At 56.9% G+C, this 14,219-nt stretch carries 11 protein-coding genes and 1 pseudogene; 4 read left to right on the top strand and 8 right to left on the bottom strand.

Annotated features, from left to right (window positions below; all coding sequences use genetic code 11):
- The 4 genes and pseudogenes from ABYT07_RS02935 to yghX form a co-directional block, all read left to right on the top strand.
- Positions 1-461: pseudogene (locus tag ABYT07_RS02935) on the top strand (tripartite tricarboxylate transporter permease); the annotation flags it as partial.
- Between the two features lie 117 nt (positions 462-578).
- Positions 579-1,445 (top strand): glutathione-dependent disulfide-bond oxidoreductase, encoded by an 867-nt coding sequence (gene yghU, locus ABYT07_RS02940; protein WP_372989335.1) that lies wholly within the window; start codon positions 579-581, stop codon positions 1,443-1,445.
- 138 nt (positions 1,446-1,583) lie between these two features.
- On the top strand, positions 1,584-2,600 hold the full coding sequence (locus ABYT07_RS02945; RefSeq protein WP_372989336.1) for a Fe(3+) ABC transporter substrate-binding protein: 1,017 nt from the start codon (positions 1,584-1,586) through the stop codon (positions 2,598-2,600).
- A 110-nt stretch (positions 2,601-2,710) separates the two neighbouring features.
- Complete coding sequence (gene yghX, locus ABYT07_RS02950) at positions 2,711-3,610, top strand: YghX family hydrolase (protein WP_372989337.1); 900 nt, start codon at positions 2,711-2,713, stop codon at positions 3,608-3,610.
- Positions 3,611-3,628: 18 nt separating this feature from the next.
- Here yghX and ABYT07_RS02955 read toward each other — a convergent pair whose 3' ends face one another.
- The 8 genes from ABYT07_RS02955 to ABYT07_RS02990 all read right to left on the bottom strand — a co-directional run bounded on the left by ABYT07_RS02955 (position 3,629) and on the right by ABYT07_RS02990 (position 14,041).
- Complete coding sequence (locus ABYT07_RS02955; RefSeq protein ID WP_372989338.1) at positions 3,629-5,299, bottom strand: ABC transporter permease; 1,671 nt, start codon at positions 5,297-5,299, stop codon at positions 3,629-3,631.
- Positions 5,300-5,419: 120 nt separating this feature from the next.
- A complete protein-coding gene (locus tag ABYT07_RS02960) occupies positions 5,420-6,637 on the bottom strand; it encodes a phenylacetate--CoA ligase family protein (protein WP_372989340.1) in 1,218 nt (405 codons plus the stop codon).
- A 60-nt stretch (positions 6,638-6,697) separates the two neighbouring features.
- A complete protein-coding gene (locus ABYT07_RS02965) occupies positions 6,698-7,534 on the bottom strand; it encodes an ABC transporter ATP-binding protein (RefSeq protein ID WP_372989342.1) in 837 nt (278 codons plus the stop codon).
- A gap of 74 nt (positions 7,535-7,608) precedes the next feature.
- Positions 7,609-8,889, bottom strand: coding sequence for an ABC transporter substrate-binding protein (locus tag ABYT07_RS02970; RefSeq protein ID WP_372989379.1), 1,281 nt, complete (start codon positions 8,887-8,889; stop codon positions 7,609-7,611).
- 97 nt (positions 8,890-8,986) lie between these two features.
- Positions 8,987-10,063, bottom strand: coding sequence for a branched-chain amino acid ABC transporter permease (locus ABYT07_RS02975; RefSeq protein WP_372989343.1), 1,077 nt, complete (start codon positions 10,061-10,063; stop codon positions 8,987-8,989).
- 87 nt (positions 10,064-10,150) lie between these two features.
- Positions 10,151-11,140 (bottom strand): branched-chain amino acid ABC transporter permease, encoded by a 990-nt coding sequence (locus ABYT07_RS02980; protein ID WP_372989344.1) that lies wholly within the window; start codon positions 11,138-11,140, stop codon positions 10,151-10,153.
- A 35-nt stretch (positions 11,141-11,175) separates the two neighbouring features.
- A complete protein-coding gene (locus ABYT07_RS02985) occupies positions 11,176-11,997 on the bottom strand; it encodes an ABC transporter ATP-binding protein (RefSeq protein WP_372989346.1) in 822 nt (273 codons plus the stop codon).
- 73 nt (positions 11,998-12,070) lie between these two features.
- Complete coding sequence (locus ABYT07_RS02990; RefSeq protein ID WP_372989348.1) at positions 12,071-14,041, bottom strand: AMP-binding protein; 1,971 nt, start codon at positions 14,039-14,041, stop codon at positions 12,071-12,073.
- Positions 14,042-14,219: the final 178 nt, after the last annotated feature.

Here is a 14,219-nt window from a genome sequence, read left to right on the forward strand (position 1 = left end):
GATCGACGAGCCGCAGATTTTCTGGTCTGTCACCATGTCGATGTTCACCGGCAATCTGGTGTTGTTGATCCTGAACCTGCCGCTGACACCCTATATCGCCAAGGTGCCGCTGATCCCGCGTAACCATCTAATACCGTTCATTTTATTCTTTACCCTAACGGGGCTTATATTAGCTAAACAGCGCGACAGAACGTTTGATCCTCGTTGTCTTCGGGGTATGTGCTACCGCGCAAAAATTTGCGGACTAACCGTTGGCACCGTTGCTGATCGACTTCATTCTGGGCGGCATGCTCGAAAACAACTTTGCACGCTCCATGCAGCTTTATGATGGCATCTCATTGATCTGGGAATGCCCGATGACGCTGGCTTCGCTGATCATCGCGGGCATCTTGATCGTTCTGCCGAGCTTTCGCACCCGCCGCGCCAAACTGCGCGCAGCCGGGGTCGCAGATGGGGATTGATCAAAGCACGTGATCGGGGGGTCGGCACAGTGCATCCTCATCATCCACCCTTGCGCTCCTTCCCACACACCCTAGGTTCTGCATCAGAAATTAATGACTGAACCGAAAGGGACTTCCATGACCGACCTGCCCGACTACACGCCCCCCGCCGTCTGGACATGGGAGCCCGGCAACGGTGGTAAATTCGCCAATATCAACCGCCCCATCGCGGGCCCGACCTCGGAAAAAGAACTGCCCGTGGGCAAGCACCCGATCCAGCTTTATTCGTTGGCCACACCAAACGGCGTCAAAGTCACCGTTTTGCTTGAGGAACTATTGGCCGCGGGTCATGAGGGCGCGGAATATGACGCGTGGCTGATCAACATCGGTGAAGGCGATCAATTCGGGTCGGGCTTTGTTGACGTGAACCCCAATTCCAAAATTCCTGCGATGATGGATCATTCTGCTGACAAACCGCAGCGGTTGTTCGAATCCGGGTCGATGATGTTGTATCTGGCGGAAAAATTCGGGGCTTTCATCCCCACTGACCCTGCGCAAAAGGCCGAATGCATGTCGTGGCTGTTCTGGCAGATGGGCAGCGCGCCTTATCTTGGCGGCGGCTTCGGGCATTTCTATGCCTATGCGCCGGTCAAAATCAAATACTGCATCGACCGCTTTGCCATGGAAACCAAGCGCCAGCTTGACGTTCTGGATCGTCACCTTGCCGACAACGAATACATGGCCGGCGACTATTCAATCGCAGATATGGCGATTTGGGCATGGTATGGCCAGTTGGTTCTGGGGCGTTTGTACGAAGCCGCCGAATTCCTGGATGTGGCGTCTTATAAGAACGTGGTGCGGTGGGCAGAAACGATCGACGCGCGCCCGGCTGTCACGCGCGGCCGCATGGTGAACCGCCCCTTCGGTGAGCCTGAAATGCAGCTGCATGAACGTCATGACGCCAGCGATTTCGACACCAAGACCCAAGACAAGATCGGCTCCTGAAACCAAAAGAATGCGTTTTGCCGCCCGAAAAGCGGCAAAACGCTTATCAAAGTGTTTTAGTCAAGAATAGCTTGAAAGCCGGACCCGAATCTGTTTCTTACTAAATCAGTAAGTTTTAAAAAACACATGGACATCTATATGACCCTGACTAAATCCGCTCTCGCCGCCGTGCTTTTGGCCTCAGTCGCCCTGCCAGCTTTCGCCGAAGGCGAGCTGAACATTTATTCTTCGCGCCACTATGACACGGATGAAAAACTGTATTCCGACTTTACCGAGCAAACCGGAATCACCATCAACCGGATCGAAGGCAAAGCCGATGAATTGCTTGCCCGTATGCAGGCGGAAGGCGCAAATTCGCCCGCCGATGTTTTGATCACTGTGGACACAAGCCGCCTGAGCCGGGCCAAGAACATGGGTCTGCTGCAATCCGTAGACAGCGATATCCTTGAGGAACGCATTCCCGCAAACCTGCAAGACAACGAAAACGACTGGTTTGGCTTTTCCCAGCGTGCGCGGATCATTTTTTACGCCAAGGATACCGTTGATAGCCCCCCGGTGACCTATCTTGATCTGGCAGACCCTGCCTTGAAGGGCAAGGTCTGCATCCGGTCCTCGTCGAACGAGTATAACCAGACCCTGCTGGCCGCGATCGTCACGCATCACGGTGAAGAAAAAGCGACCGAATGGGCCCAAGGCGTTGTCGGCAACATGGCCCGCTCACCCCAAGGTGGCGATACCGACCAGCTGCGCGGCCTTGTGTCGGGCGAATGCGAAATTGCGGTTTCCAACTCTTATTACTTTGCCCGTGCGCTGCGTACCGATGTTGACGGTGTCAGTACCGAGATTGACAAGATTGGCTGGATCTTTCCTGATCAGGACGGGAACGGCGCGCATATGAACCTGTCCGGTGCGGGTGTCGCTGCCAACGCGCCCAACCGTGAAAATGCCGTGAAATTCCTTGAATACCTGTCCTCTGACAGCGCTCAGGTCTATTTCTCAAGCGGGAATGACGAATTCCCCGCAGTCAAAGGCGTCGCTTTGGCCGAGTCGGTTGCGAAACTGGGTGAGTTCAAGGCAGACGAAGTCAACCTGTCGGACGTGGCGCAAAACATCCCCACAGCGCAAAAAATCTTTGACGTGGTTGGCTGGAAATAAACCCCGCCGTCCCTAACGGATAAGTGACAACAAGACCGTATCGAAATCGCTTCGATGCGGTCTATTCTTTTCTGGACAGCCAAAACAGCCCCCCGGATAGGAGCGTCCAGATGACCCAAGGCCCCCGCAAGACCGCCCGCGATTTCGACCCGCGTCTGCTCGAGATTTTCGACGGCTATGTGCATGGCGCGATCTCGAAACGCGACTTTCTTCGCCAAGCGACCAAATACGCTGCCGTCGGCGTGACCGGTGCAATGTTGTTGGAACAGCTTCAGCCGAATTATGCGCTGGCCGAACAGGTCGCCCCTGATGATCCTGACATCGAAACGGCTGTCATTGAATACAACAGTCCCGAAGGCCACGGCACCATCAAGGGCCTGATGGCCAAGCCAGCGGGTGCGACCGGCCCCCTGCCCGCCGTGCTGGTTGTCCACGAAAACCGTGGCCTGAATCCCTATATCGAAGACGTGGTACGCCGCTGCGCCAAGGCGGGATACATTGCCCTTGGTCCCGATGGTCTGACGCCGTTGGGTGGCTATCCCGGCACAGACGAGGAGGGGCGCGAAATGCAGAAATCCATGGACGGGGCCAAGCTGATGGCCGATTTCTTTGCCGCATTCGAATTTCTGCGCGATCATGATGATACCATCGGCAAAGTCGGCGCAGTCGGGTTTTGCTATGGCGGCGGCGTGTGCAATGCCTTGGCGGTGGCCTATCCCGATCTGGCGGCCTCGGTGCCATTTTATGGCCGCCAACCGGATGCCGCAGACGTCCCCGCGATCCAAGCCCCGCTGATGATCCACTATGCAGGGCTGGACGAACGGGTCAATGCAGGCTGGGATGCCTATTCAGACGCGCTGCGTGCCAATCAAAAAGAATTCAGCGTGCATTTCTATCCCGATGTGAACCACGGTTTTCACAACGATACGACCCCGCGCTATGATGCCGAAGCAGCCGAACTTGCATGGGAACGCACGCTGGCCCATTTCGACGAACATCTTCGGGGTTGATGCAAGACGGCGGTAGCCCTAGCGCTGCCGCCCGACCTGTCGGCAGATCAGGATGACGGGCAGCAACCCCAGCGCGACAATCACCAGCGATGGCACGGCGGCCCCATCCAGTCTTTCGTCGCTGGCCAGCCGGTAGGCCTGCACTGCCAGCGTGTCATAGTTGAAAGGACGCATGATCAACGTCGCGGGCAGTTCCTTCATCACATCGACGAAGACGATCAACAACGCCGTCAGCAGGCTGGGGGACAGAATGGGCAAATGCACCCGTCGCAGGGTGCCAACCGGGGTTTCCCCCAAGGACCGCGCCGCCGAATCCATATTCGCATGCACCATCGCCTGACCGCCCTCATACGCCCCTAGGGCCGCGGCCAGAAAGCGTACCATATAGGCTGCAACCAGCAGCCAGATCGACCCCGTTACCAACAAGCCGGTAGAGATATTGAAGGTACTGCGCATCCACGCATCCAGCGCATTGTCAAAGGCCGCGAACGGCACCAGCAGGCCCACAGCGATCACGCCGCCCGGCACCGCATAGCCCAGCCGTGCGACATAGGCCGCCCCATTCGACAGCTTGCCGGGCCGCAGCCGCTGAAAGAACCCGACGCAAACTGCCGCTGTGACGGTAACGACTGCTGCAATGCCCGCCAGCGTGGCAGAGTTGCGGATAAAACCAAGGTAGCGCGGGCTGAGAAGGTCTTGTTCAGAGCCAATGCCCATCGAAAACAGGATCACGACAGGCAGCACGGCACCAAGCAGCACAGGCAGGCCACAAGCAACAAGCGCTGCTGCCGCACGCCAGCCTGTCAATTGCGCCGGCGGCATCGACACCGCGCGGCGCGACGGGTCGTGGTATTTCGCCTTGCCGCGCTGGATACGCTCAAGCATCGCCAACAGCAGTGCAAAACTGAGCAGGCACAGCGCGAGCTGTGCGGCACCCGCGCGGTCAAACAGGGAAAACCAGCTGGTATAGATGCCCGTCGCAAAGGTCTGGACACCGAAATAGGCGACGGTGCCAAAATCCGCGATCGTCTCCATCACGGCGAGCAGTACGCCCCCTGCAATGGCGGGGCGCGCAAGCGGCAGGCTAACCTTGTAGAACGCCACCCATGCGCTGCTGCCCAAGGCACGCGCAGCAAGGAATGTCGTGGCCGATTGCTGCAAGAAAGCCGCACGGGCCAGAAGGTAAACATAAGGATACAACACCAAGATCAGCATCAGGGCGGCACCGCCCAGCGATCTGATTTCAGGAAACCAATAGTCGCGCGGGCCCCAGCCGGTCGCATTGCGCAGGGAAGTCTGCACGATGCCCGGATGATCAAGCACATGGGTGTAGGCATACGCCAGCACATAGGCCGGAAAGGCCAGCGGCAGAACAAGCGCGATTTCAAGAATCTTGGCCCCCGGAAAGCGGGTCATAGTAACAAGCCATGCGGCCCCGACACCCAATGCAAACGTCCCCAAAGCCACGATGACAACCAGCAACAGGGTCGTGCCGGCATAGCCCAGCAGTACGGTGTCGATCAGGTGGCGTACGGTATCCGTGCCCCCCATAAGGGCAGCCAGCAAGACGGCCAGCATCGACAAGGCACAGGCCGCAGCAATTGCAATCGCAATTGCTGCCAAAGCGCGCAACCCGTCGCGGGGGGCTTTGACGGCGGCATGAGGTGAATTTTTCTGGCGCGTGGTCATAAAATTGGTTTCGACTATTTTAGTCGGAAATACCAGCGGGGGATGCAAAATTATCGCTGCACATGGTGCGACGTCGCGCCGCCTTCGGCGAGGATATTTAAGAGCCAGAGAACAGGGGGATTAGTCGTAGCTGCGCTGGTCTTCGATCACGAGGCCATCTTTGGGAAGTGTGCCCGGGTCGGCGATCACGATCGTACCTTTGAGCTTGAGCACATCGACCACGGTTTGCGCGTAGGCATCGGCGTCGCCGCCGGTTGTTTCGATATGAACTGTCATCACATCTTGTTCGCCTGCGCGGCTGGCGACGACGCGGGCCTTGTTGATTTCGGGGTGATGATCGACGAGAGCGGCGACCTGTTCCGGGCGCACGAACATGCCTTTGATCTTGGTGGTTTGATCGGCGCGGCCCATCCAGCCTTTGATGCGCATGTTGGTGCGGCCGCAGGGCGATGTGCCGGGCAGAATGGCGCTTAGGTCGCCTGTGGCGAAACGGATCAGCGGATAGTCAGGGTTCAGCGTGGTCACGATGACTTCGCCAACTTCGCCAGCCGGGACCGGATTGCCGGTGCCGGGGGTGACGATTTCGACGATGACGTCTTCGTCGACGATCATGCCTTCCATCGCGGGGCTCTCGTAGGCGATGTTGCCCAGATCAGCGGTGGCATAGCTTTGCAGACAGGTGATGCCGCGACCAGTGTAGTAGTCGCGCAAGGACGGGAACAGAGCGCCACCACCGACAGCGGCCTTGGTGATGCCAAGAGTCACGCCCATTTCGTCGGCTTTTTCGAGGATAATCTTGAGGTAGTCAGGCGTACCGGCATAGGCGGTCGTGCCGACGTCGCGCGCAGCGATGACCTGAAGTTCGGTTTGGCCCGTTCCTGCGGGCAACACGGCGGCCCCGACAGCCTGCGCACCGGATTCAAAGATCATGCCGGCAGGGGTCAGATGGTAGCCGAAGCAGTTCTGCACGATATCCCCTGACCCGATGCCCACCGCGTGCAGGAACCGACCCATGCGCCACCAGTCAGGTGCGTTGGAGGAAGGTTCGTAAATCGGGCCGGGCGATTGGAAGATATGCGTAAAGGCGTGGGCAGGTTTGGTCGTAAAGCCGCCGAAGGGCGCTGAAGTCCCCTGTGCCTTGCCCAGTTCGGATTTGCGCAGCACCGGCAATGCGGCAAGGGCGTCGGCACTGGTGATGGTCGCAGGGTCAATCCCGTCCAATGCCCCTGCATAGCCCGGCAACGCCTTGGCGCGGGCGATCTGGGTGGGCAAGGTCTGCGCCAGATCGGCGGCGCGCGCCTCTGGGCTGCGGGTTTCTAGATCATCGAAATGGGACATCGGTGCCATGTTGCTTACTCGCAATTCATGTAAAGTTCAGGATCGGCGGCAAGGGTTTGTTTAGCTAAGCCAGCGCTTGCGGCGGCGGTAGCTGCGCACATCGCGGAAGGATTTGCGGCCCTCGTCGGACATGCCGAGGTAGAATTCCTTGACGTCCTGATTTTCGCGCAGATCGGCGGCGGGGCCGTCCATCACCACGCGACCGGATTCAAGGATGTATCCGTAATGCGCAAACCGCAGCGCCACGTTGGTGTTCTGTTCGGCCAGCAAGAAGGTCACGCCTTCTTTCTCGTTCACCGATTTCACGATCTCGAAGATCTGTTCAACCAACTGCGGGGCCAGGCCCATAGACGGCTCATCCAGCAGGATCGTTTCAGGGCGTGACATCAGGGCGCGACCAATCGCGCACATTTGCTGTTCACCACCCGAGGTATAGCCCGCTTGCGATTTGCGCCGTTCGCGCAGACGGGGGAAATATTCATACACCATCTCAAGGTCGCGCGCGATTGCGGCCTTGCCATCGCTGCGGGTATAGGCACCGGTCAGCAGGTTTTCTTCGATGGTGAGGTGTTCAAAACAATGCCGGCCTTCCATGACCTGCACGACACCGCGTTTAACCATTTCCGCGGGGTCGGATTTATGCACCGGCTCGTTGCGGTATTTAATCGACCCTTTGGTCACTTCGCCACGCTCGGAATGCAGCAGGTTCGAAATCGCCTTGAGGGTTGTCGTCTTGCCCGCGCCATTACCGCCCAGCAGGGCTGTGATACCTCCCTTGGGCACCTTCAGGCTCACGCCCTTGAGCACAAGAATGACCGAGTTATAGATCACTTCGATATTGTTGACCTCAAGAAGGGTCTCGACCTGCGCGTCGGGCGTTGGGGTGGCGTCCAGCATGGGTGTCTCTTTCATAGGTGGCGGTTGTCGGGATGCGGCGATCTTGCCGCCGCATCCCAAGTCAAAAGGTCCGCTTAGCAGCCAGGTGTGATACCGGATTCAGCTGCGAATGCGGCTGCATCTTCGGCGATCAGCGGTGTCAGGACGTCTTGGTCAGACTGGACATAGTCCGTGATCAAGCTCCAGCTGTCGGCGGCTGCGTCCCACTGGGATACGGCAACAAGGCCGCTGCCACCGTGATTTTCACACGACACAGTGAACTCTGGACCAAAGTTTGGCAGACCAAGACCGGCCATTTTGGCCTCTGTGATCTCGAGCGCTTCCATACCGTCACGCATTTGTGCAGGTGTCAGGGCCTTTGTGTTGTGGATACCTTGCGCTGTTTTCGCAGCTTCGGCCGCCAGCATCGCGGCATAAAGACCACGGTTGTACAAAGCCGTACCGATCTGGTCGCCTGCGCCGGCAGCTTTGCCCGAATCAACAACAAACTTCTGGATGTCTGCAAACACTGGGAAGTCATCGCCAACGTTGTGGAACGTCAGAGCCTTGTAGCCGTTAGCCGCTTCGCCCGCAGGACGCACGTCGTTTTCAGAACCGGACCACCAGATGCCGATGAACTGATCCATCGGGTAACGGATGTTCGCCGCTTCCTGAACGGCAACCTGGTTCATAACACCCCAACCGTACATGATGACGTTGTCAGGCTTTTCGCGGCGGATCTGCAGCCACTGCGATTTCTGCTCCTGACCGGGGTGGTCGATGGGCAGCAAGGACAGTTCAAAACCGTGCTTTTTGCTCAGCTCTTCCAGCGTGCGGATCGGCTCTTTGCCGTAAGCAGAGTTGTGATAGACCAGCGCGATTTTTTTACCCTCAAGGCTGCCACCGTTGATGTCCAACAGGTGCTTGATCGCGACCGATGCGCCATCCCAGTAGTTCGCAGGGTAGTTAAAGATGTTTTTGAACACAGTGCCGTCTTTGGCAGATGTCCGGCCATAGCCCATCGAGTGTACAGGAATGCCGTCAGCCGTCGCTTTGGGAATCAACTGATATGTAATGCCTGTGGAAAGCGGTTGATAGACCAGCGCGCCTTCGCCCTTGGTGCTTTCATAGCATTCCACACCTTTTTCGGTGTTATAGCCGGTTTCGCATTCAATCATGCGGATCGGTTCGCCACCGATGCCACCGTCGCGTTCATTCAGCAACGTGAAGTAATCCGCATAGCCATCAGCAAACGGAATGCCGTTCGCCGCATAGGGGCCGGTGCGGTAGCTTAGCGATGGAAAGACAAGCTCTGCCATTGCGGGGCCAGCGGCCAGCGTAACGCCAAGCGCCGCTGCGGTCAGTTTCAGTTTCATGTTCATCGGTGTTTCCTCCCTGGATATGTCCGATAGTGCCGGGTTTGCCCGGTCGTCTTCTTCGGCGTGGGTCTCCTCCCTCGCCATGTGCCGTTCCCTAGTGCGGGAAGGGCCACAATCTCAGTTTTTCCTTGGCCACGCGCCACAATTGGGCAAGGCCGTGCGGTTCTGCGATCAGGAACACGATAATCAGCCCCCCGACGATCACAAGCTGCAAATGCGCCACGATATCCGTGGGCCAGCCCAGCCAGTCCACGCCAACGATCTTAAGCACCACAGGCAGCAGCACCAGAAACGCGGCCCCGGCAAAGCTGCCAAAGATGGACCCAAGACCGCCGATGATGATCATGAACAGCACAAGGAATGATTTCTGGATGCCAAAGACTTCGCCAACCTCGACCGCTCCCAGATAGATCGCGAAGAACAACGCGCCTGAGATACCGATAAAGAACGACGATACTGCAAAGGCCGTCAGCTTGGCCCGCAAGGGGTTCACGCCGATGATTTCGGCCGCGATGTCCATGTCGCGGATTGCCATCCATTTGCGGCCCACCGACCCGCGGGTCAGGTTGCGCGCAACATAGGCTCTAAAGATCACAAACATCAGACAGAACAGATAGGTCGCCCAAGCTTGGGTATTGGCACCGGTGATGTTGATGCCAAAGAACGTACGCTCGGGTGCGCTGATCTGGCCAGAAGCCGAATAGTTGTAAAACCACGGCACCCTGTTGAACAGCCACACAAGAAAGAACTGCGCGGCCAATGTCGCCACCGCCAGATAGAACCCCTTGATCCGCAGGGATGGCAGACCGAACAGCACGCCAACCGCCGCTGTCACAAGCCCCGAAAGCAAGACATGCACCAGCATACTGACATCTGGAAAACTGGTCATCAGCTTGTAGCAGGCATAAGCACCTACAGCCATGAAACCACCGGTACCCAGGCTGACCTGCCCGCAATACCCCACCAGAATGTTCAACCCGATCGCCGCAATGGCATAGATCAGGAACGGCAGGAAAAGCGAGTTTACCCAATAGTCGTTGATCATAAACGGGATCACGGCAATGGCGAGGAACAGCACAAAGTAATAGCGGTACCGGTCAAACTTGATCGGAAACGTCTGGCTGTCTTCTGCATAGGTGGAGCTGAAATCCCCTGATTCACGATAAAGCATCAGACGCGCCCCTCATTCCAAATGGTTTTAAATCCCGGGGCGCGATCAATACACATTGGCAGGGCCCCGATCCGACATCGAAATAGACTACACGCGTTCAATGATCTTCTCCCCAAACAAGCCCTGCGGACGGAACACCAAGAAAATAAGCGCCAACATATAGGCAAACCAGTTTTCAGTCGCACCGCCAAGGAAAGGCGCACCAATCAGGAATTCGAACAGTTTCTCACCCACGCCGATGATCAAACCGCCCACAATCGCACCGGGGATCGACGTAAACCCGCCCAACATCAACACCGGCAGCGCTTTCAACGCGATCAGCGACAGCGAGAACTGCACGCCCGATTTCGTGCCCCACATGATGCCCGCCACGAGGGCGACAAACCCGGCCAGCGACCACACCAAAATCCAGATAAAGTTCAACGACACACCGACCGACAACGCCGCCTGATGGTCATCCGCCACAGCCCGCATAGCGCGCCCCTGCTTGGTGTATTGTGCAAACATCACCAAACCGATGACCAGCAATGCCGCGATAACACTCGCTACGATATCAAGGTTGTCGATAAAGAAACCGTATCCAAAGGCACCGAACGTGGTTTCGTCGATCCACATGTTGATGCCCTGCGGCAGCCCGACATCCATCGACTTGATGTCGGATCCCCACATCAGATCGCCGACACCTTCAAGGAAATAGGCCAGACCGATCGTCGCCATGAACAGGATGATCGGCTCTTGCCCCACCAGATGGCGGAACACCAACCGCTGCACCGCATAAGCAAGCGCGATCATTACGACCATCGTCAGCAGAATTGCCAGAAACGCGGGAACGTTCCAGCCAAAGTGATGCACATCGGTGCCGAAAACAGCGTTGATCAAATGGCTAAACGGTACCTGCCCGTCCATGATCCCTGCCAAGGTCAGCGCAGCGAAAAGCGCCATAACCCCTTGGGCATAGTTGAAAATGCCGGACGCTTTGTAGATCAGAACAAATCCCAAGGCGACAAGCGCATAAAGCACCCCCGCCATCAGACCGTTCGCGGTTACCTCTAGGGCAAAGGCCAGTTGCTCAGGCATCTCAGACCCTCCAGTTCGCAAAATTTAGGTCAAAATCAGTCATCATGTGCGACCCCCAGATAGGCGTCGATCACGTCTTGGTTATTGCGCACCTCATGGGGTGTGCCGTCGCCGATCTTTTTACCGTAATCCATCACGACCACGCGGTCGCTCAGGTCCATCACGACGCCCATGTCATGTTCGATCAGGGCGATCGTGGTGCCGAATTCGTCGTTCACATCCAGAATAAAGCGGCTCATGTCCTCTTTTTCCTCGACGTTCATGCCCGCCATCGGTTCATCCAGCAGCAAGATCGACGGCTCGGCAGCCAAAGCGCGAGCCAGTTCGACCCGTTTTTTCAAGCCATAGGACAGGCGTGAAACCGGCGTTTTGCGAATGGCCTGAATCTCAAGGAAATCGATGATTCTCTCGGCAACCTCGCGGTTCGCAGTCTCTTCCGCCTCGGCCTTGCCCTTCCAGAACGACTGCGCAAAAAGGCCGGTCTTCATATGGGTCAAACGACCGGTCATGACGTTGTCCAAAACTGACATGCCTTCAAACAAAGCGATGTTCTGGAAAGTCCGCGCGATGCCCTGTTCGGCCACCTGAAACGGCTTCATCGGGGCGCGACGCGCACCTTTGTACCAAACTTCTCCTTCTTGGGGCACGTAAAACCCGCTGATCACGTTCAGCATCGACGATTTGCCCGCACCATTCGGCCCGATGATCGCGCGAATTTCGCCCTCGCGAATATCAAAAGAGATATCCTTGATCGCTTCCACGCCACCAAACCGCAGGGTGATGTTTTTCATCTCCATCACGACCGGCCCGATCTGACGACCATCCGCCGTGATGTATCCGTCCGCCTGATCCTTCATGCGACACCCTCATTCCAAATGGTCTTAAAATCCACTGCGCGCCCGATGCGCCCGAACACTCCGCTCATAATGCTCATGCCGCAGCCTTCTTGCGATTATCTGCGAAAACCTTCGCATCGCGCACTTCCAGCGTGGCCGAGATCGACCCCTTGCGCCCGTCCTCATAGGTCACCTCTGTAACCGTGCTGACCGATGATGATCCGTCATACAGCGCGTTGATGATGTCTTCGAACTTTTCACCAATCACCTTGCGGCGCACTTTGCGGGTGCGGGTCAATTCGCCGTCATCGGCGTCCAGTTCTTTGTGCAGCACAACAAAGCGGTGCACCTGACAGCCCGAAAGCATCTCGTCTTCGGCGATTGATGCGTTGACCTCTTCCACATGGCTTTGGATCTGGTCCATCACCTGCGGATGCCGTGCCAATTCCTGATAGGACGCATAGCCAATGTTGTTCCGCTCTGCCCAGTTACCAACTGCCGTGAGGTCAATGTTGATAAATGCGGTACATTCGGTGCGGCCATTGCCAAACACCACAGCCTCAAGAACATTCGGGAAAAACTTCAGCTTGTTCTCAACATATTTCGGCGCGAACAGGCTGCCGTCGGCCATTTTGCCAACGTCCTTGGCACGGTCGATGATGCGCAGATGTCCTGTGCTTTCTTCGATAAATCCCGCGTCGCCGGTGGCAACCCAGCCTTCGGCATCCTTGGTATCAGCCGTGCTTTCGGGGTTTTTGTAGTATTCAACGAAAACACCGGGAGACCGGTAAAACACCTCGCCATTGTCGGCGATCTTCAGCTCTACGCCGGGGCAAGTCACGCCAACCGTGTCACTGCGCACTTCGCCATCTGGCTGTGCGGTGATGAACACGGTTGCTTCGGTCTGGCCGTACAGCTGCTTCAGGTTGATCCCGAGACTGCGGTAGAAATCAAAGATTTCAGGCCCGATCGCCTCGCCCGCCGTATAGCCAACGCGCACGCGGCTTAGGCCAAGTGTGTTTTTCAACGGACCGTAGATCATCAGCTCGCCCAGACCGTATTTAAGCCGGTCCATAAGACCCACGGGTTTGCCATCCAGAATGTCAGGGCCAACCTTGCGCGCAACTTTCATAAAGCGGTCGAACAACCACTTTTTCATCCGGCTGGCGTCTTCCATGCGGATCATGACGCTGGTCAACTGGGTTTCAAAAACCCGGGGCGGTGCGAAATAATAGGTCGGTCCAATTTCACGCAGATCGACATGCATCGTGTCAGCGGATTCAGGACAGTTCGTACAAAACCCAGTCCAAAGCGCCTGACCCACCGAGAATATGAAATCCCCGACCCAAGCCATCGGCAGGTAGGCCAGAATATCATCGCTCTGACGCAGATGGTCGAACTCGGACGACGACTTGGCTGTCTCGATGATGTTGCGGTTGCTCAGCACGACGCCCTTAGGCTTGCCAGTGGTGCCGGACGTATAGAGCATCACCCCAGTGCTGTCGTAATTCAGCTTGGCCTGACGCGCTTCCAGTTCTTTGATGTGCTTGTCGCGGTTTTTACGGCCCATTTCTTGGACTGCACTATACTGGTCCAAAGCGGCGTGGTCGTATTTACGCAGTCCGCGCGGATCAAGATAGATGATGCGTTCGAACTGGGTCAGCTGGTCTTGAACATCAAGCACCTTGTCGACCTGTTCCTGATCACCGGCCACGACAAACCGCGCGCCGCAGTGATCCAGCACATAGGCCATTTCTTCGGCGTTGGCGTCTTGGTACAGGGGCACCGGCACAGCGCCGACCATCTCGGCGGCCATCATCGCCCAGTATAGATAGGGACGGTTGCGCCCGACAATGGCGATAAAATCACCCTCGTTTGCGCCAAGTTCAAGCAGGCCAAGGGCTAATGCTTCGACTTCGTCACGCGTCTGGGACCATGTCCAGCTTTGCCAGATGCCGTATTCTTTCTCGCGATACGCCGGCGCGTTCGCGAATTGCTTCGCATTACGGTGCAACAGCGCCGGTACGGACTGCGGTCCGTCGGCACTTACAAGCTTGTAAGCCAAATATCTTCCTCCCAATGCCTGCTCTTTAATGGCAGGTCGATCGCTGGTGCGATTCTGATGTGCACCATGATGTTCATCGAATGTTGATCGTCAACTTTTTCTTAATGATTTCTCAATCCTTTCGAATTGTTACAGGGCAGATTTAGTGCAACAGCCTTTGCGCCAGTACCCCTAAGGT

The sequence above is a fragment of the Sulfitobacter sp. genome, assembly GCF_041552635.1.
Classification (GTDB): Bacteria; Pseudomonadota; Alphaproteobacteria; order Rhodobacterales; family Rhodobacteraceae; genus Sulfitobacter.

What these genes read in the sequence shown, in the direction of transcription:
- yghU (WP_372989335.1), top strand. Translation starts at nt 579, where the DNA reads ATGACCGACCTGCCCGACTACACGCCCCCCGCCGTCTGGACATGGGAG.
- ABYT07_RS02945 (WP_372989336.1), top strand. Translation starts at nt 1,584, where the DNA reads ATGACCCTGACTAAATCCGCTCTCGCCGCCGTGCTTTTGGCCTCAGTC.
- yghX (WP_372989337.1), top strand. Translation starts at nt 2,711, where the DNA reads ATGACCCAAGGCCCCCGCAAGACCGCCCGCGATTTCGACCCGCGTCTG.
- ABYT07_RS02955 (WP_372989338.1), bottom strand. Translation starts at nt 5,299, where the DNA reads ATGACCACGCGCCAGAAAAATTCACCTCATGCCGCCGTCAAAGCCCCC.
- ABYT07_RS02960 (WP_372989340.1), bottom strand. Translation starts at nt 6,637, where the DNA reads ATGTCCCATTTCGATGATCTAGAAACCCGCAGCCCAGAGGCGCGCGCC.
- ABYT07_RS02965 (WP_372989342.1), bottom strand. Translation starts at nt 7,534, where the DNA reads ATGCTGGACGCCACCCCAACGCCCGACGCGCAGGTCGAGACCCTTCTT.
- ABYT07_RS02970 (WP_372989379.1), bottom strand. Translation starts at nt 8,889, where the DNA reads ATGAAACTGAAACTGACCGCAGCGGCGCTTGGCGTTACGCTGGCCGCT.
- ABYT07_RS02975 (WP_372989343.1), bottom strand. Translation starts at nt 10,063, where the DNA reads ATGCTTTATCGTGAATCAGGGGATTTCAGCTCCACCTATGCAGAAGAC.
- ABYT07_RS02980 (WP_372989344.1), bottom strand. Translation starts at nt 11,140, where the DNA reads ATGCCTGAGCAACTGGCCTTTGCCCTAGAGGTAACCGCGAACGGTCTG.
- ABYT07_RS02985 (WP_372989346.1), bottom strand. Translation starts at nt 11,997, where the DNA reads ATGAAGGATCAGGCGGACGGATACATCACGGCGGATGGTCGTCAGATC.